Below are 16,276 nucleotides of genomic sequence, written 5' to 3' on the forward strand. Positions count from 1 at the left end.
TCGATGAAACGTGTTCTGGGATTGACGACGCTGGGTCTGGCCGTGGCCACCGCCAGCGGCTGTAGCTGGGTGTGGGGCGAGCACGGGTATTTCCGTGATCGCGGCAACGACTACCTGGAATCCCGCGAGACGGGACCGATGCAGGTACCGACCGACGTCAAGGCCAAGCCGCTGGATCCGTTGCTGCCGATCCCGGCCAACGTGGCCGACACCCAGAATCGCTCCTATGGCTTCGAGGTCCCGCGGCCCCAGGCGCTGAGCGCCCAGGGCGGTGGCAGCGAGCAGTACAGCGTGCAGCGCAGCGGCAATGCCCGCTGGCTGGCGGCGCAGAAGGTCCCCGCCAGCGTCTGGCCGGTGGCTCGCCAGTACCTGACCGACAACGGCTTCCGCATCGCCGAAGAGCGGCCGCAGACCGGCGAGCTCATCACCGCCTGGCAGTCGCCCACCGACTTGTCGACGCCGCTGGCCCGCAGCCTCAGCACCAACGGTCGCCTGCAGCCTGGCAACGAACTGCGTACCCGCGTGCGCATCGAGCCGGGCGTGCAGTCCGGCAGCAGCGAAATCTTCGTCCAGACCCAGACCCGCAGCCAGGGCAGTACCAGCGACCCGTCCTGGGCGAGCAGCCAGAACAGCTCGGCCCTCGACGACGCCCTGCTGAATCAGGTCCTCGCCGGCCTGGATCGCAGCGAGGAGGGCAGTGGCTCGGTCTCCCTGCTCGCCGCCGGCGGCTACGACACCCCCGAGCGCGTGACCTACGAGGTCGATGGCAGCGGGGTGCCCATGCTGGTGCTGGAAAGCGACCTGAACCGTGCCTGGTCCAGCGTCGGCCGCGCCATCGAAGGCGCCGACATCCGCGTCGACGACATGGATCGCAGCCTGGGCGTCTACTACGTCAACCTCGCCGAGGGCGCGCAGAAGCCCGAGGAGCGCAAGCCGGGCTTCTTCGGCCGCCTGTTCGGCAAGGGCGAGACCAAGGAAGAGGAAGACGCCCGGGCGCGGCGCTTCCAGGTACGCCTCACCTCGGTGGGCAACGCCGTCCAGGTCACCCTGGACAAGACCATCAATACCGCAGCACCCCAGGATATCGCCGAAGGCGTGCTGAAAAAGCTTCAGACGAGCATGCAGTATGCGCTTCGCAATCCTGGGCAGCGGCAGTCGGGGCAACTCGACCCTGGTGCACAGCCATAACAGCTATGTCCTGATCGACTGCGGCTTCTCCTTGCGGGAAGCCGAACGTCGCCTGGCCCGGCTGGGCGTGGTACCCGCCCAGCTGGACGCCGTCCTGGTCACCCACGAACATTCCGATCATGTGCAGGGCGTCGAGTTGCTGGCGCGCAAGCATGGCGTGCCGGTGTACTACAGCGCCGGTACCGGGCGCGGCCTGCGCAAGCCGGTCGCTGCCCAAGGGCTGCTGGTGGATGGCGAGCGCCTGGTCCTGGACGCGCTGGAAGTGACCGTGGTGCAGGTGTCCCACGACGCCCTGGAGCCGACGCAATTCGTCTTCGACGATGGCCGCAAGCGCCTGGGCGTGCTGACCGATCTCGGCGAGGCCACCCCCGGCGTCCTGACCCATTACCGCGGTCTCGATGCCCTGGTGATCGAGGCCAACCACGACAGCGCCATGCTCGCCTCCGGGCCCTATCCCTATCACCTCAAGGCGCGTGTCGGCGGGGTGCGGGGACACTTGAACAACCGCCAGGCGGCCGACCTGGTGCTGGAGCTGGCTTGCCCAGGCCTGCAGCACCTGGTCCTGGCCCACCTGAGCGAAAAGAACAACAATCCCTGGCTGGCGCGGGCCTGTTTCACGAACGTCCTGGGCTGCGACGCGGATTGGCTGCACGTCGCCGATCAGCAACAGGGGCTGGAATGGCAGGCCATCGCCTAGGTGCCGGCCAGGCATTTGTTTGACGGCCAGGCTTCGCGGCACGGCCAAAACCTCCACGATCCTATGTAAACTGCGCTTCCCGGCTGTACTCGTCCCGAACCTGTCGTCCCCTGGCGTTCGTCCACAGCCTGCAAGCCATTCGAACCGGAGTCCAAGATGGAAAAACGCGCAGAACTCTACCGTGGCAAGGCCAAGTCGGTATTCACCACCGACGATCCCGACCGCCTAGTCCTGTTGTTCCGCAACGACACCTCTGCCTTCGATGGCGAGCGTATCGAGCAACTCGAGCGCAAGGGCATGGTGAACAACAAGTTCAACGCCTTCGTCATGCAGAAGCTGGAAGCCGCCGGCATCCCGACCCAGTTCGAGCAGCTGTTGGGCGACAACGAGTGCCTGGTCAAGAAGCTCGAGATGATTCCAGTGGAGTGCGTGGTGCGCAACTTCGCCGCCGGCAGCCTGGTGCGCCGCCTGGGCGTGGAAGAGGGCCTGGAGCTGACCCCGCCGACCTTCGAACTCTTCCTCAAGAACGACGCCCTGCACGATCCCATGGTCAACGAAAGCCACGTCCAGGCCTTCGGCTGGGCCACCCTCGACCAACTGGCCGAGATGAAGGCGCTGACCTTCCGTATCAACGACATCCTCAAGCAGCTGTTCGACGACGCCGGCCTGCTGCTGGTCGACTTCAAGCTGGAATTCGGCCTGTTCCACGGCAAGGTGGTGCTGGGCGATGAATTCAGCCCGGACGGCAGCCGCCTGTGGGACAAGGCCACCCGCAAGAAAATGGACAAGGATCGCTTCCGCCAGGGCCTGGGCGGCGTGATCGAGGCCTACGAAGAGGTCGCCCAGCGCCTGGGCGTCCCGCTCTAAACGCAAGCCGCTGATACCAGAGCTTTTTTTGCAATTGCTTGTTCGCTTTTGCGCGCATGGCTGGTATCATGCGCCGCGTTGGAGAGATGCCGGAGTGGTCGAACGGGACGGATTCGAAATCCGTTGAGTCAGCAATGGCTCCTAGGGTTCAAATCCCTATCTCTCCGCCATTATTTCGCCAAGAAGCCCGTCCTAGACGGGTTTTTTGCTTTATAGCTTCCGTAGCTCACCATCTAACCCACCATCTGTTGATTTTCGGTAGGCTTCCGGCAAGTTCGTGAAGCGACGAACGGTAGCTGGATTTGGTGATAGCCCTCAGTCCCTTCCGGCTACATTGCTTCCGAATGCTAGCTTGCACAGCTCAGTCCAGCCCTGTTCGTTCAAACGGTACAGATTGGTTAATGCGTATTGGTAGACCGGATAATCCGAGTCGAGATAGTCCATTAGCTCTCGGTCGTCCAGCATCGCTTTGGCTGCTTCTATACCATGCTTCCGAACCACTTTCCGGAGTCGCTCCTCAGGAATGTGATGGCCAGCGAAGCACGATCCTGCTGTCTGAAGGGCGAAAACTTTCTGCGGTCTATCACGTAGCTGTGATGCATGATCCAGAGCTGCTAGAACATATTGCTCCTGCATCTTCGATTGATAGGCCTCCACTGCTTCGCGGTAGGGGCCTGAAGAGGCTGGCGTGCTGACTGCCAAGCTTGCAGCAAAAGCGAAGGCTGCAAATCCATTTTTCATATGTCGTTCCTTCTAATTAAACCTACTTTAGACGTCTGCCCCAATCCGCTGAGCCATTCCTGATCGCCCAGCAACGACGAGAGCAACGTGGTTTCCTTTGATAGCCCTCTGGGCGAAGCCTTGGCCACTAGGCTCGTAACGAGCCATATAGCCTGCGGAAAGCTCTCTCTTACCGGCGATGATATCGATGATGGCCTGGGCATCCCAAACCCACAGGTCACCCCGTAGCTGCCCTGTATCGGAATCGAACCAGGCATCTGACACGATTCCTATAGCGAGACGATCTAGGGCGCCGCGGCTTACCAACTCGCCAGGGTGGTCACTAGTAAGAGGGACATTGCGAAAGGTGGAGGCGCTCCGGCGCACCTCGGCTCTGCCACGCTCCACCCGGATAACGCGGTTAGGGTCGCCATCTAGATCTAACTCGTGTGCCAGGTACTCCTGCATGCCTACACGGGCGAAGGGAACAGCCCTGAATAGCCGTACCTCGGCCATCATCTGATACCTGCAAGGAAGGCGGCATAGGCATCGCTGCCCGCCTCACGTTTGGAATCTAGAGACTGCTTGGCTTTCTCAAAGCGTTGGCGAGCGATTGGGTCGGCTTCAATTCGAGCGCGTACAGCATCTGTAACGCGGATGCGGGGCAGGGGAGCACCATCCATGACTTTGAACGAACGCGCCTTAAGTCTTCCAAGTTCATCGTCCGTCATCTCCACTATCTCAGAGGTAAGCGGCTCTAGATGCTGATTTGCGAGTGTGGCGGCGTCAGTAAAGTAAGCTCTGTTCATTTGCTATAATCCTGCGCGCGTACGCGCGCGTAGTGTTCCGGAAATCATCAAAATCCCTTTTTACGGTTCCCGAAAATCATCGTTAGTAGATTCCCTGAAGCCGTAATTCAGCGTCTTTACGGGCTAGATCGTCTTTGAGATACCGGTTGCATTCGATCTGCGTCTCCCATTGATCACCATGCGTATCGCCAACGTGGGAGTAGCGCATTACGCGATATACGCCTTCGCCAATGCTGCGCGGCACCTCGTTCCAGTACGCCCCAGAGAACTCGAAACGAGCGGCTTCAGATTGGATTTGCACCACGCGCCCGACCTGAAGCGCCGCATTTAGAACCATCCGAATATTCACCGAGGTGTCAGTCACCGCCGGGCTAGCGATCATTCCGGTGCGGGCCGATATCTTGAATGTCTCGCCCCCTTGCGCAGCACCTTCCTTTACGATCATCAAGTTGTCTTCGGTAATGAACCAATCGAATCGGAAGGATTTGGCTAGCTTGTTGAGGGCCGCCTTCGTGCTGCCGTTGAGGATGTAACCGCGGAGGCATTTCGGAAGATGGCTGAAGTCGCCAAGGAAGATAACGGGCTTGCCGAACTTGGCCGCACAGGCACGGATGATCTCGGTGTACGGCGTATTGGGGCCTAGCGTGATATTCACGAAGCTTTCGTCCATTTCCTGCGCGCCGCTGCGGCAGAACAGTTTTACGCTGCGATCGACGCCATTGGGGCCGCTGCGCTCGCTTTGAATGTTGACGATCTGCCCGCGGAAGATAGGCCCGTACAGCTCTTGGTATCCAGCCTGCAAGGTGATTGATCGATACTTATCGTAGATCCGTGCTTCGCTTTCGCGGGTGAGACCGTAGATACTGATCTCGGCATAGGTGGGGGTTTGGCCATATCCGTGTACTACGGAGAATGCAACGCGCAGGGACGGGCCATCGTTTTGGTTGGTGATTCGTAAGAACTCTCCCGAATTGCCAACCAATATCTCTAAGCGGCGCTTCCATATCCTAGCCACCGTGGACCTCCTTATCTCTCGCCAGCTTCTCTTCTACAGCGAGCCGTACAAACTCAGCGCGGTTGCGCTTGGCCGGATGACGCCATTTGATCAAGCGATCAATAGCGTCAACTGTCTCAGGATGAACGTTGACTATCAGGCGAACTGGGACAATGCCCGTGGCCTTGAACTTGCGAGGATTTGTGCTCATCACGTCAGCTCGGTTGGTGAGACGGGGTCATTACGATGCGACTATTAAGCACGGCCCCGCGCTGGCGCTCAGCGTGACTAGAGAGACCGCCAAGCTTTTCCAGGCTTCGTATCAGCACACCAAATTCCCGGTAAGTGGTGCCTCGCAGAGAATGAATTTTTTCCCCTGACTGAGATGCAAGGTCATAGAGTTCATGCAGCTCGTTATCGGCGATCAGGTTATCTACCCTCTTCCGTAGGCGTTCGATGTCCCCGGTCACCTTGTCCAGTTCGCTATCGAAGGCCGTCGTGATGGCATTGAAGCGCTCGGCGGCTTGCTTCTGCTTCTGCAGGATATGCGCCCGTTGCTCCTCCAGCAGGATCGACTGAAGAGCCCTATAGCGCTTTGTTTTGTTCTCCTTATCGCTGGTCAGGTGATGCAGACGAATCTCCAATTGCGGGTCGCCGTTCTCATGCTCGGCGAAGGAAGCGTCATAGGCGCGCTGGACTTCGGGCAGCTCTCGCTCGATTGCGTCCAGGCGATCTTTCGTCTCTTTGATTTTTGCGGAAGTGTCAGACATGGTTCTGCGCTCTCTGTAGTTGGGATTTCTTGGTTTTAAACTCGGATCGAACCATCCCCAGTAACTTGAGAGCGGTCGATTTCCTGGTGATGTTTGCGCTCGCAACCAGATCCAGCATCACGATTGCTGCGTCATAGTGGGATAGGGCAATGCGGAAGGAGGGCGCGTGCTTGAGAGCGTCTATTCGATTGCCGATAGACTCCAGAGCAGATTGCGAATCTGCATCCGGCTCGTCTTCATAATATTTTGCCACGGCGTAAGTCTCGTTGATTCAATACGCCTAAATTATATGATGACTAAGTCACGCTCCCAATGAGCCTGTAGTTTCTCTTGATTAAGTGTCAGTAAAAGAGTTTGAGAGTCTCTGCTTCCGATTTTTCATACCTGTACCACTCCTGTACCACTGCTCCCCCTTCTAGGGGGAGAGCGGTACGGTACAAGGGTGCCGTACCATAAGTTGTACCGCCTGAAAGCACCGTGCTGGGCGGGTTTGGAGCGGTTCGTGTACCGCGGTACATACCGGTACAGCGAAGTAGGGCGGTACAGAGGACGGTACGCATGCAACGTTTGGTGCAAGGAACACCTTGGTGCGTCGTTGGGCCGGTTTATCGGCTACAGCCTTGATCCTCCGCCCGGCGGAGTGATGCGGAGGTGCTACCTATGAATTATCTTGCAATCCTCCATGCATTACTGTATATAACTACAGGTTAAGTTGCTCGTTCGTATGACGTTTAGCAACTCTGCTATGCTGAAGGTAGGGCGTTACCAGCGCCCTTGAAACAGCCAAAATTTCCTCCATATCAGTTTTATCATTCATAGTTTGGAGGTTCATCATGGGCAAGAACGCACTTGCGGTAGCCCAGAAAATACTGGACGTAAGTCATGAGTTGGGCGACCCGTCTGTCACCCCTATGCAGCTTCTTAAGCTCGTCTATATTGCTCACGGCTATATGCTTGGGAAGCACAGTACTCCTTTGTTGGACAAGCCTGTTCAAGCTTGGCAGTACGGACCAGTAGAGCCGTCTGTATATGATGCGGTTAGGAAATATCGCTCAATGCCGGTTCAGGAAGTAGCTAATGCGCCGCGGCTTGAATTTTCTGAAGACGAGTTGGATGTAATACGCACTGTGGTGCGTAAATACGGAAAAGTAGACGGATTAACGCTTTCAGCAGCGACGCATCAGTCAGGAACGCCATGGTCTGTTACTTGGGGTCTGAACGGTAGAAATTCTGAAATATCAAATGATCTCATTGAAAACTTTTATCGGCGCCTCTTGAGTCAGCCTCGGCATTCTTCGCTATGAATGGTGAGATGGATAGCTTCTTTGATGTGGAAGCTGTTTACGCGCCAGATGCTCCGCTTCTCTTATTGGAGCAAAGAGCTTTTGTTGAGAATGAAGATCAAAAAAGAAGGCATGAAGAAGATCTTCATGACCTAAGAAAAAAACACACGGCTCTCCTTTTTAGACTTACCTTTATTTGGGTAGCAGTGGTTTGGTTTGTTGTGCTGCTGCAGGGGTTTGGGAGATGGTTTTTACCATTCTTCCTGGAAGGGTATCGTTACATACCATTCAAACTCTCTGATTCGGTTCTTATAGCGTTCATAACCTCCACTACTGCTACCGTACTTGGCCTTTACGGTGTTGCCGCGTATTGGCTTTTTGGCAAGCAAAGAGCTAAAGAAGAGAAGAAGAAAGAAGGCGCCTAGCGTAGCGCCTTGATTTACGGCTATGGAATCAGCTTTCCGCAGGGGGCGGTTTTTCAGAGGAAGAAGGTAGCGGGGTCTCGGATTGGATCTTCGCTATCTCAGCCTGCAGCTTCTGTATCTGTAGTTCTGCTAGCTGATCATCGCGGCGCTGGATGGTCCGGTGCCATTGCATTGCTCCGGAGCCGCTCAGGCATAAGCCTACGGCGATGATTATCCCGAAAGCGATGTTCGCCAAATTCTCATTCTGCTTGGTTACGTCTATCAGCAGCCTGTTCAGCCTGAGGTTCTCCTCCTCTTGCTTCGTTCGCTCGGCCTTTGACTCAAGCGCTATCACTGCTTGCACATAGACGATTTTTCTTTCTAGCGAACTGCTGTAAACAGATGCGAAAGCTATGACGGCTGACACTATCAGCACGAGGCCAAACAGGCAGGAGAATTTATAGATATTGTCTGTCGGTACAGGGAGGGATGGCTGCATTTGGTCATTGCCTTGTCGTGTGAGTGTCACCAGCGTAGCAACGAATTTCAGGTAAAAAAAAGCCAGCTAGCTGCTGGCGTTTGAGGGCGCGATCCGTCATTTCGGCTTCGGCCTATACTCATTGCCGGACAGGCACTCAATCAGGTCGCGTTCCTTCAGCTTATCCCGCTCACGTCTGCCATTCTTGATCCCTGCATCAGTCATTGCCAGGCTCCAGTCCTCCCATGTCACTGCAGGGTTAGCGAACGGCTTGCCTCCCAGCTCAAGCCTATCCCGTTGTACGTCGAAGCACTCCTGCAGGACGTCGAGCGCACGTTTCCACATAGGCTGTCCTTCTGATGTTGGCTGAGAGCCTGATCTCTCCGCCTGGACTGCCATCAGGGAGAAGACTTCGCGACCTTCCTGGTCCGCCAAGCCCTTAAGCATCACCGGTGTCATGCCAACGTGTACAGGTTTGAATGGCTCGCCGTCCTTGCACTTGTGGGATGAGATGCAGGTGCGCAGATTGTCTCCGTCGCGCTTAACGGTGAATGCGTAATCCACGTCATTGGTGAAGTTTGACGCTCCCCGGAAGCCGCGGTCGGCATCCTTACCAAAGTGGTGCACGATGAGGCTAGAAGCCCCGACAGAGCGGCAGGTCTCTTTGATGCGGCGTAGCACAGGGCCGACCTCGCTAGGGCTGTTCTCATCCGTCCCGCCACATAGGCTAGCGAAGGTGTCGAACATGACTATCTGTGGCTGCAGCTGTTTCAGCTGCTCACCGAAATCGGCCATATGGATAGGGTCATCGATACGCAGCGCGCCAGGTACAACGAATAGCGTTCCTTGTGGGATATCACCCAGCTCCTGCGCCAGTGCCCTCAGGCGCCGCGCTATGCCGCCTTCACCCTCACCGCAGACGTAGACAACCTTTCCGGGGTGATACACCTTGCAGCTCATAAAGGGCAGACCGGTGCAGATGCTGTAGGCGATACGTAGGGCAATGAAGGATTTGAACGTCATGGATGCGCCGCCCATGATCCCGTGCGCATCCTTCTCGATCATCCCTTCGACAAGGTATTCAGGTGCACGCGCGGTACCCTCGAGTGCGGACGCATCTATCAGCGTGAAGCGATCCTCGTTAGCCGGCATAGCGTCATCAAGCTTAGCCAGCTGGCCTTCGATCTTTCTGACGTCCACTTCGGCCTGTGCCGCAACCAATAGATCCTCGTCGCTCAACGTGCTGATGTTGGCCTGCGCAAGGTCCCGCAGTAGCTGTGCATGCGAGCGTGCCGCCTCAAGGCTGCGACACTGGTACTGCAGTCGCTGATCAACGCTTAGTCCGTTGGGAAAGAGATCCTTCAGGTCCAGCCCGATGGCGCCCAGCACGTCACGCGTCTCACAGCCGGCGAAGCAATGCACTAGAGCTTTGCCGTCGTCGCTCTCAGAGACGCTCAGGCTGGGCGATCTGTCTTCATGCGCAGGGCAGCAAGCAATCCAGTGCTTTCCGCTCTTCTTGGGCCTCTCTAGGCGCGATAGCACTACGTCCAGTGGCGAGATGGCGCCAGCAAGGGAAGTCATTCCGCACCCCGGCCGTCCATGCTGTCGCCAGCTAGGTTGATAAGAACGTATTTGCCGATGCGAGGATGTCTGCGGCCGTTACTATCGTGGGCGACAATTCGATAAGTCAGAATATTATGGCCTGCGTCGCGTAGCTCGTGGATGCGCGCTGGTGCTCTTAGTACATTCAGCTCTTCTGCAGCTTCGAGAGTTGTTAGCGGTCCACTTTTAAGACGCTCTAGAATGCGTGCGCGCTGTGCTGGGCAACTGGTATTATTAACGTCCGCTTCTGTGCCTTGGCTGACTTTCGAGTTGGCCTTTTTTTTGTCCATGGTTAGCCCTCCTGGCGTCCAGCAATCCATGCGTCTAACTCGCATTTCTTGTAGCCGACCGCCTTGCCCGTAAGCTTCACCTTGCGAGGGAATTCGGGGCGTTTTGAAAGACGCCAAAGAGTTACTAGTGAGATTCCGCCAAGATAGGCTGCGGCCTGTTTAGGGCGAAGGATGTTGTTTAGAGAAGTGATCATATAGGCTCCGAAATCGTGTGAACTTTCGGAGTCCTATTTTCCGCATGGGGAGAGCGGCGAGTATTCCGTCTAGGGGGTAGACGGTATGGTTATTTCTGTGGGCTCGGCTCTGGCGTATTTAGAAGCCAGCTTCTCGCGGTCTCCTCATTTCGGAATCCAAGTCTTTGCCAGGTAGACTTCGCACAGTGGTTTTTGGAGCTATAGCCTCCAGTCGCCCAGGCCTGCTGTATCAATTCTCCACGGGCATGATCGGCCGCATGAGCTTTTTGTGCTCCGTCCGAGCCAGCTTTTCTAGCTGACTCTTCGTGCTCTGAAATAGCTTGTGATCTGGCCTTTGAGATCAATGCGAGAATGGTCAGATGGTCGACCTGACCGATCTCGGTGTCAAGGAACTGCGCTAAGGGCATCCCGCCAGCGTTTTTAAGGATGCGCTCGGCATTAGCTTCCGCCTGCTCATTGGCTTGAACAAAACCATGCAGGTCCGGAAGAGTAGCGGTACCAGCGGCGCGTTCGAACTCGGATTCTGCGCGAACAAATTCTGGGTCAGCTCGCAGAGCGGTCATCTGCTCCGATACGGCTTTCACCATCTGGTTGTACTGGTCATGCCTTTTTCTTTTGCTAGGAGAAAGCTTTTGTTTGGCCATCACGCGCGCCCCCTCAGCTGAACGACGTTGGTAGCCGGCTGTGTCTCAACGTAGTCGGCCCAGGCCTGCATCATTGCCCTGCGTTTTTCTAAAAGATCGCCGCGGCGGTACGCAGCTTCGACTGCGCTGCCAACCGTATGGGCCAGCGCCATTTCAGCGACCATGTTCGGAAAGGCTGTCTCTTCGGCTGCCCAGTCTCGGAACGAGGAGCGGAAGCCGTGGACGGTAAGGTGCCCGAGATCCATGCGTCGAAGGAGCATCAACATGGCCAGATTCGAGAGCGGGCGACCTTCCTTCATGCCGGGAAAGACGAAAGGGTTATCCTGCACTCTCGCTAGGCGCTCCAGGACTGCCACTGCAGCATTAGACAGAGGGACCTTGTGTTCGCGCCTGGCCTTCATCCGGCTAGCTGGAATCGTCCAAAGCGCCGAGTCCAGATCCATCTCGCTCCACTGCGCATTCAATACCTCGCTGGTACGGCACGCAGTAAGGATGGTGAATTGCAACGCCTTCGCCGCCATGCCCTCAGCGGTCTCTAGGCTTCGCCAGAACGTAGGTAGCTGGCTGTAGGGTAGGGCGGCATGGTGCTCGACCTGAGCAACCTGCTTGCGCTTGGCTAGCAGCTTATCCAGATGGCCTTTCCACTGTGCAGGGTTCTCGCCCTCAAAGCGTTTACGGGCCTTGGCTGCTGCAATGATCAGCTCGATGCGGTTGCGTACCCGACTGGCAGTCTCGTTTTTGCTGGCCCAGATCGGCTTCAAGATGGTGAGCACATCGTCTGTGGCTACAGCGCTGACCGGCTTATCCCCAATGAAAGGGTAAGCGTAGGTGGAGAGGGTGTTCTCCCACTGCTGGGCATGCTTGGTGCTCTTCCAACTGCTCCTGTGCGCATCGATGTATTCCGCTGCGCACTGCTGGAAGGTGAGCGCCTTGTTCTGTGCGGCCTTTGCTGCGAGCTGAGCGTGCTCTTTGGCCTCAATCGGATCGATGCCGTCTGCCACTTGCTTGCGAGCATTGGCAGCTCGCTCGCGGGCCTGCGCCAGTGACACCTCTGGATGCTTGCCTAACCCCATGGCTCGACGGCTGCCGTTGAGTTGGAAGCGATAGAGCCAGCTAAGCCCCCCAGTCTTTCCTACCTGCAGGTACAAGCCCCCACCATCGCCTATTAGGCCCGGCGACGCCTCTTTGATGAGTTTATCCAGCGATCTAGCGGTTAGCTTGTGCATGTGTCCCCCTGACCCACCACCAGACTCACCATTTGAGCGGGGCAGCGTGCGAAATCATGGGAACGATTATGAACTAAATATATGGCTTAGAGCTAGGCAGAGCGCGGCTTGTAGCTTAACCACGTGAGGGGATCTGAAATTGATTGAAACTAGGATATGGCGGACTATCTCTCCGCCATCTATAGAAAAGCCCTCTAAATCAATGGTTTAGGGGGCTTTTTGCTTTCTGGGTTTACCACTCAGTTTTACTACTCAAATTCTGCTTGTAAAGAATGTCTCTCCTAGCGAGGAGGGCTCATCCTGTCGCCCGAATTATGAATTCCAGGGTGCCTTAACGGTGCGCTGGGAGCAGGCCAACCGACCTGCTTTCATAATTTGAGGGTTTGACCATGCAAGCACGATTCAGTCGCCAACGTCGACGTAACGTCCCACGCTCCAGACCTGTCTACGTTAGCAGCTACCGCCGCTACCGCCTTGGGCGATGGGAAAATGTGCGTTGGCATCTACGCAGCCGCCCTGTCTCAGCTACGCTTTGGTCTCCACAACAGGAGGTTGAGCCAATGGTTAACGATCTGGGCACTGTAATCGGTAAGGAGCTGGGCGGTATCGCTGTGGGCGTTATCTATGTTGTAAAGGCACTGAAAAACCAGCCAGGGTTTGACAACGCTGAGTTTGAGAAGGAGATCCAGTATTATGTTGATAACCTTGGTGATGATAAGGAATCTACAAAGGCATTCCTGAAAGCGTTGATAGACTAAAAATGAGGGAGGTGATGAGCCTCCCTTTCTTCAAGCAGTAAACGTTGTTGCTATATCCCCGCCACAAAGCTCGTTCAGAGCGAATAGAAATTTCTCCTCATCTCTCTCCTTTGCTGCCTGTTCTGCCATGAACAAGAGGCATCCTTGTTCCCATAGCTCGTCAGGAACGTCTTTATCTTCGTTCTGATAAGCCTTGATAGTGACAGCGAGTTGATTCTTTAGGTATTCTAACATTTCTTAATTTCCTCTAATTTGATTAACGTAAAACTGCTGTAGCCCTTGGTATATCTACGTTTGAGCATGATACTGTTATATAAAATATATAAGCGGGCGTGCTACTGATTAGTGTTTTGTTGAGACTGTCCGCTGGTGCGGAAGCCCTGTTGGCCGTTCATAATGACAGTTGGACGGCGTTCAAGATTATCAACACGCTCTTTCAGGATTCTGAACGCTCGATCATTGTTGATTTTGTCCTCATCGATCTGTCCGCGTAGCTGGTTAAATTTACTTTCCAACTGAGACTGGATGCTATAAAGAGTTCGTTCTGTCTTGGTTTGAAAGGTCTCAAGCTGACCAAGAATTTCGGTGCGAGTATTCTGGTTCTGATATAGCTGAGCGCATACAAGGATAGATAAAATAATCTGCGGAACTGCAAGGTAGCGGTTAAATGTTTCGAGTTTCATACCAATACCTCGATTAGCTTAGCAAGAACAAAGGATGATCCAACATGACCAACCTTTTCATCTTTTAAAATCTTGGTGATGAAGCGGCCAATACTTTGATTGGGATATTTCTCATTGAAGAGTTGAACAAGCTTCTCAGGAAGCTCGATTGAGCTACGATGCCCTTTGAATTGATAGTTAGCGAATACGCGCATTAGATACCTCGGATAACGTTAATTTAGTGTTTTAAATACAGTGTTTATAGGGGCTGTAGAGGTGTAAAAAGTGGTATCCAGTACCTTAGTATCAACCACCACTTTTAAGGCCCTGCAAACCGCACTCTGTGGCGTTATAGCCACTTATCTAAGTAGGCCTTGGCCGCTACCACACCACACCCGAATTGCTCGTGTAGGTCATGCTCATCAGCCTTAGGATGTACTGCAATCCAAGATGAGATGATAGCTTCACGACTGGGCAGGAAAGACTCCCTCTCTTTACGTGGAAATGTATCCTGTAGGGAATGGCACTGAGGGTTAAGAGTGTCTTTAAGGTAACTTGATTTCTTAATCAGCTCCCCAAGGTCAGGACAAACATCTTTGTGTTTCTGCATCCACTTAAGATAAACATTCAACACCTTGTCATTAGCAAGGATAAACTTATAGTCGTTAGATTTAGCTGGTGGAACTGAAGCCGATAGAATACCGGCAACGAGGTTTGACCCTCGATGAAGAACAAAGTAATTCATTTATTTTTACGTCTCAGAAAGTAAAAAGCCCTCTCGGGGAGGGCCTATAGATTGTTGTTTAAGTTAACGTCCTACAGATGGATATTGAATTCGGGCATCTTGATAGTCGTTGAATTGAGAGCGGCGAGCGATATCTTGGATACCAGTCTGCATCTTCAATAGAAGATCATCAGGAGAGAGGTTGCTACCTTCGATCACTACAGCGCCAGCAGCGATGTTAACGCTATTATCAATCTGACGATTGTCGTTGTTATTGTAGTTTTGTTCTAAACGTTGCTGCATCTGCTGCTGAATACGATCAGGATAGTCAATGGCGGGACTTGATCCAAACTGAGGTGCACGCAGAGGTTCAATGCTTGGATTACTCACCCAATCTGGAACTTTGAAGTCATTGATTGGTTGCCCATAACGAAGAGAGCTTTCTCGATATTTCTGGTTAAAGTCAGGAGTAAACCGATTACCAGGGGTTCCCCATGCAGGAGCACCAAAAAGATTCGCTACCTTATTAGTGATGATGTCCCAAGCTTCACCTAACGAGCCAACAGAATTATATTTCTTAGGTGTTAAGAATCCAGGTTGTGGGTCATCAGGGCTGGCGCCAGGAATTGGTACTGTACCGTGTGATACTGTACCTGGCGGAATCTTCTCAGCAGCGTTGATGCTTGCCGTAGTGGCGTTTGTCATCCACGTTGCAAACTTAATACCTTCCGTTGCCACTTGATAGAGCATATCCCGCGTAGGCTTTAGAGCGTCATAAAGCTCTTTCTCTGCATGCGTGCGCTCTCTCATAGCATCAGTGAGAGGGCCTTCTGTACGTTCTAGATTCTCAGCCCATTTAACATTGTCTAAACGAGCTTGAGCACCTTGAATAGAGTTAGAAAGCTCTTCAACACGAGTTGCGGCGTTCTTTGCAGAAAGCTCATATCCTTTCAATACATCATCAACTGATACTTTGCGTTTGGATAAGTCTTTGAGAAATTTCTCAGTGCCTTGACTATCATTTCCTTTGAAACCAACACGATCAAGATAAGCTTTTTGAATGTACGATTTGATTGCGGGATTCGAGTCTGCGAGCTGTTGGTTAAGTTCCTCCCCTCGAAGATACCCAAGCCCCAACACCTGTTGCAGGGCGTAAGCTTGGCGCTCGATGCTCTGCTGATCACCGCCATTACCACGTGTGCTGACAGCCATATCGCGGTATAGGCCGATAGCTTGTCTTGCACCTAGTCCTGACTGCGTAGCTTGCTTCTCGAACCGGGTGTAGCCTGCCACCTGATCTTCAGCACGAGTGCCGGTGTAATCACTGATATCCCGTAGCGCCTGGATGTTGTTCTTGCGGCGTACCTCACTGCCGCCGACTGCTGCACCCAATTGCAGACGTTGCATCTGCTGCTCACCAATACGATTCTGGAACTCATCCATCTGGTTTTGGAAGCTTTGGACAGCTTGCACGCCAACGTACCCAGCGACACCCGCAATACCAGCTCTGGAAGCCCCTACGAGGCCCGCCACACCCCCTCCTTGGAAACCAGCAGCAGCAAGACCAGCTTCGTGTTGTTTCGCTACAGAGCGCGTGGATTGGCCGATGCTTGACCTGTCTGCGATAGCCCTGATCTTCACCGAGCTAGCACCGAACTGGGCACGCTTGATAGCACTCTCAAGACTGCTGGTTAGACGAGTAGCATCTACGTTGAATTTATCAAGCTTCAGTGAAGTTAACCGACCGACCTGATTCAAGCTTGTCTGAATTTGCTTCTGAAGCTGGAGAGTGTTTAGCTGAATCTTTGGCTTGATGTTTAGACTTGCATTGTACTTCTTGAAACCTTCCATCGTGGCTTGGATATTCTTAAGCATCCTCTCTGCTTGAGCAAAAGAACGTTGATCAACCTTGATCCCAAGGGATGCAAAGAAACTCGCTACGGAACTCATATTATTCATTATAATT

23 protein-coding genes and 1 tRNA gene are annotated in these 16,276 nt (G+C 54.2%); 7 read left to right on the forward strand and 17 right to left on the reverse strand.

Annotated elements, in window-relative coordinates; translation table 11 throughout:
* The first annotated feature begins 3 nt into the window (after positions 1–3).
* The 4 genes from bamC (at position 4) to FSV73_RS07270 (ending at position 2,922) form a co-directional block, all read left to right on the forward strand.
* A complete protein-coding gene (gene bamC, locus FSV73_RS07255) occupies positions 4–1,188 on the forward strand; it encodes an outer membrane protein assembly factor BamC (RefSeq protein ID WP_145005964.1) in 1,185 nt (394 codons plus the stop codon).
* The gene (locus FSV73_RS07260) at positions 1,127–1,885 is read left to right on the forward strand and encodes an MBL fold metallo-hydrolase (RefSeq protein WP_145005967.1); all 759 of its coding nucleotides are present in this window, start codon (positions 1,127–1,129) and stop codon (positions 1,883–1,885) included. Before bamC ends, FSV73_RS07260 begins: the two co-directional genes overlap by 62 nt.
* Positions 1,886–2,041: 156 nt before the next feature.
* Positions 2,042–2,752, forward strand: coding sequence for a phosphoribosylaminoimidazolesuccinocarboxamide synthase (purC, locus tag FSV73_RS07265; RefSeq protein ID WP_145005970.1), 711 nt, complete (start codon positions 2,042–2,044; stop codon positions 2,750–2,752).
* Between the two features lie 80 nt (positions 2,753–2,832).
* Positions 2,833–2,922 (forward strand) — tRNA-Ser (locus FSV73_RS07270).
* Between the two features lie 145 nt (positions 2,923–3,067).
* Here FSV73_RS07270 and FSV73_RS07275 read toward each other — a convergent pair.
* The 6 genes from FSV73_RS07275 to FSV73_RS07305 all read right to left on the reverse strand — a co-directional run bounded on the left by FSV73_RS07275 (position 3,068) and on the right by FSV73_RS07305 (position 6,298).
* Complete coding sequence (locus FSV73_RS07275) at positions 3,068–3,493, reverse strand: hypothetical protein (protein ID WP_145005973.1); 426 nt, start codon at positions 3,491–3,493, stop codon at positions 3,068–3,070.
* Between the two features lie 27 nt (positions 3,494–3,520).
* Positions 3,521–3,991, reverse strand: coding sequence for a DUF2213 domain-containing protein (locus FSV73_RS25970; RefSeq protein ID WP_145005976.1), 471 nt, complete (start codon positions 3,989–3,991; stop codon positions 3,521–3,523).
* Complete coding sequence (locus tag FSV73_RS07285; RefSeq protein WP_145005979.1) at positions 3,988–4,281, reverse strand: hypothetical protein; 294 nt, start codon at positions 4,279–4,281, stop codon at positions 3,988–3,990. The genes FSV73_RS25970 and FSV73_RS07285 overlap by 4 nt, the downstream gene beginning before the upstream one ends.
* 82 nt (positions 4,282–4,363) lie before the next feature.
* Positions 4,364–5,296 (reverse strand): phage protein, encoded by a 933-nt coding sequence (locus FSV73_RS07290; RefSeq protein WP_145005982.1) that lies wholly within the window; start codon positions 5,294–5,296, stop codon positions 4,364–4,366.
* 194 nt (positions 5,297–5,490) lie between these two features.
* Positions 5,491–6,045 carry a hypothetical protein gene (locus FSV73_RS07300; RefSeq protein WP_145005988.1) on the reverse strand — a complete coding sequence of 185 codons (555 nt, stop codon included), beginning with the start codon at positions 6,043–6,045 and terminating at the stop codon, positions 5,491–5,493.
* Entirely contained in the window at positions 6,038–6,298 is a 261-nt protein-coding gene (locus tag FSV73_RS07305) for a hypothetical protein (RefSeq protein ID WP_145005991.1), read from the reverse strand. The genes FSV73_RS07300 and FSV73_RS07305 overlap by 8 nt, the downstream gene beginning before the upstream one ends.
* A gap of 580 nt (positions 6,299–6,878) precedes the next feature.
* Between FSV73_RS07305 and FSV73_RS07310 the strand changes: the two genes are divergently transcribed.
* Both FSV73_RS07310 and FSV73_RS07315 read left to right on the forward strand, forming a co-directional pair.
* Positions 6,879–7,349 (forward strand): Panacea domain-containing protein, encoded by a 471-nt coding sequence (locus tag FSV73_RS07310; protein WP_145005994.1) that lies wholly within the window; start codon positions 6,879–6,881, stop codon positions 7,347–7,349.
* Between the two features lie 8 nt (positions 7,350–7,357).
* Positions 7,358–7,753 (forward strand): hypothetical protein, encoded by a 396-nt coding sequence (locus tag FSV73_RS07315; protein ID WP_145005996.1) that lies wholly within the window; start codon positions 7,358–7,360, stop codon positions 7,751–7,753.
* Positions 7,754–7,781: 28 nt separating this feature from the next.
* Here the strand turns inward: FSV73_RS07315 and FSV73_RS07320 are convergent, their stop codons facing one another.
* The 6 genes from FSV73_RS07320 to FSV73_RS07345 form a co-directional block, all read right to left on the reverse strand.
* Positions 7,782–8,231, reverse strand: coding sequence for a hypothetical protein (locus FSV73_RS07320; protein ID WP_145005999.1), 450 nt, complete (start codon positions 8,229–8,231; stop codon positions 7,782–7,784).
* Positions 8,232–8,327: 96 nt separating this feature from the next.
* Positions 8,328–9,791, reverse strand: coding sequence for an AAA family ATPase (locus FSV73_RS07325; RefSeq protein ID WP_145006002.1), 1,464 nt, complete (start codon positions 9,789–9,791; stop codon positions 8,328–8,330).
* On the reverse strand, positions 9,788–10,102 hold the full coding sequence (locus tag FSV73_RS07330) for a helix-turn-helix domain-containing protein (protein ID WP_145006005.1): 315 nt from the start codon (positions 10,100–10,102) through the stop codon (positions 9,788–9,790). Before FSV73_RS07330 ends, FSV73_RS07325 begins: the two co-directional genes overlap by 4 nt.
* Positions 10,103–10,104: 2 nt before the next feature.
* Positions 10,105–10,296: a helix-turn-helix transcriptional regulator gene (locus tag FSV73_RS25975; protein WP_145006008.1), complete on the reverse strand. Its 192-nt coding sequence runs from the start codon at positions 10,294–10,296 to the stop codon at positions 10,105–10,107.
* A gap of 89 nt (positions 10,297–10,385) precedes the next feature.
* Positions 10,386–10,943 (reverse strand): hypothetical protein, encoded by a 558-nt coding sequence (locus tag FSV73_RS07340; protein ID WP_145006011.1) that lies wholly within the window; start codon positions 10,941–10,943, stop codon positions 10,386–10,388.
* The gene (locus FSV73_RS07345) at positions 10,940–12,166 is read right to left on the reverse strand and encodes a tyrosine-type recombinase/integrase (RefSeq protein WP_145006014.1); all 1,227 of its coding nucleotides are present in this window, start codon (positions 12,164–12,166) and stop codon (positions 10,940–10,942) included. The genes FSV73_RS07340 and FSV73_RS07345 overlap by 4 nt, the downstream gene beginning before the upstream one ends.
* Positions 12,167–12,726: 560 nt before the next feature.
* On the opposite strand from FSV73_RS07345, the gene FSV73_RS25535 reads away from it, so the two are divergent.
* The gene (locus FSV73_RS25535) at positions 12,727–12,924 is read left to right on the forward strand and encodes a hypothetical protein (RefSeq protein WP_186309174.1); all 198 of its coding nucleotides are present in this window, start codon (positions 12,727–12,729) and stop codon (positions 12,922–12,924) included.
* 30 nt (positions 12,925–12,954) lie between these two features.
* On the opposite strand, the gene FSV73_RS07355 is transcribed toward FSV73_RS25535, so the two are convergent.
* From FSV73_RS07355 to FSV73_RS07375, 5 genes are all read right to left on the reverse strand, one after another.
* On the reverse strand, positions 12,955–13,158 hold the full coding sequence (locus tag FSV73_RS07355) for a hypothetical protein (protein ID WP_145006020.1): 204 nt from the start codon (positions 13,156–13,158) through the stop codon (positions 12,955–12,957).
* A 101-nt stretch (positions 13,159–13,259) separates the two neighbouring features.
* Complete coding sequence (locus FSV73_RS07360; protein ID WP_145006023.1) at positions 13,260–13,607, reverse strand: hypothetical protein; 348 nt, start codon at positions 13,605–13,607, stop codon at positions 13,260–13,262.
* On the reverse strand, positions 13,604–13,801 hold the full coding sequence (locus FSV73_RS07365; RefSeq protein WP_145006025.1) for a hypothetical protein: 198 nt from the start codon (positions 13,799–13,801) through the stop codon (positions 13,604–13,606). The genes FSV73_RS07360 and FSV73_RS07365 overlap by 4 nt, the downstream gene beginning before the upstream one ends.
* A 134-nt stretch (positions 13,802–13,935) precedes the next feature.
* Positions 13,936–14,331, reverse strand: coding sequence for a hypothetical protein (locus FSV73_RS07370; RefSeq protein WP_145006028.1), 396 nt, complete (start codon positions 14,329–14,331; stop codon positions 13,936–13,938).
* Between the two features lie 63 nt (positions 14,332–14,394).
* The gene (locus FSV73_RS07375; protein ID WP_145006031.1) at positions 14,395–16,269 is read right to left on the reverse strand and encodes a tape measure protein; all 1,875 of its coding nucleotides are present in this window, start codon (positions 16,267–16,269) and stop codon (positions 14,395–14,397) included.
* Between the last annotated feature and the right edge of the window lie 7 nt (positions 16,270–16,276).

Source organism: Pseudomonas oryzihabitans (genome assembly GCF_007665395.1).
In the GTDB taxonomy this organism is placed as follows: Bacteria; Pseudomonadota; Gammaproteobacteria; order Pseudomonadales; family Pseudomonadaceae; genus Chryseomonas; species Chryseomonas psychrotolerans_C.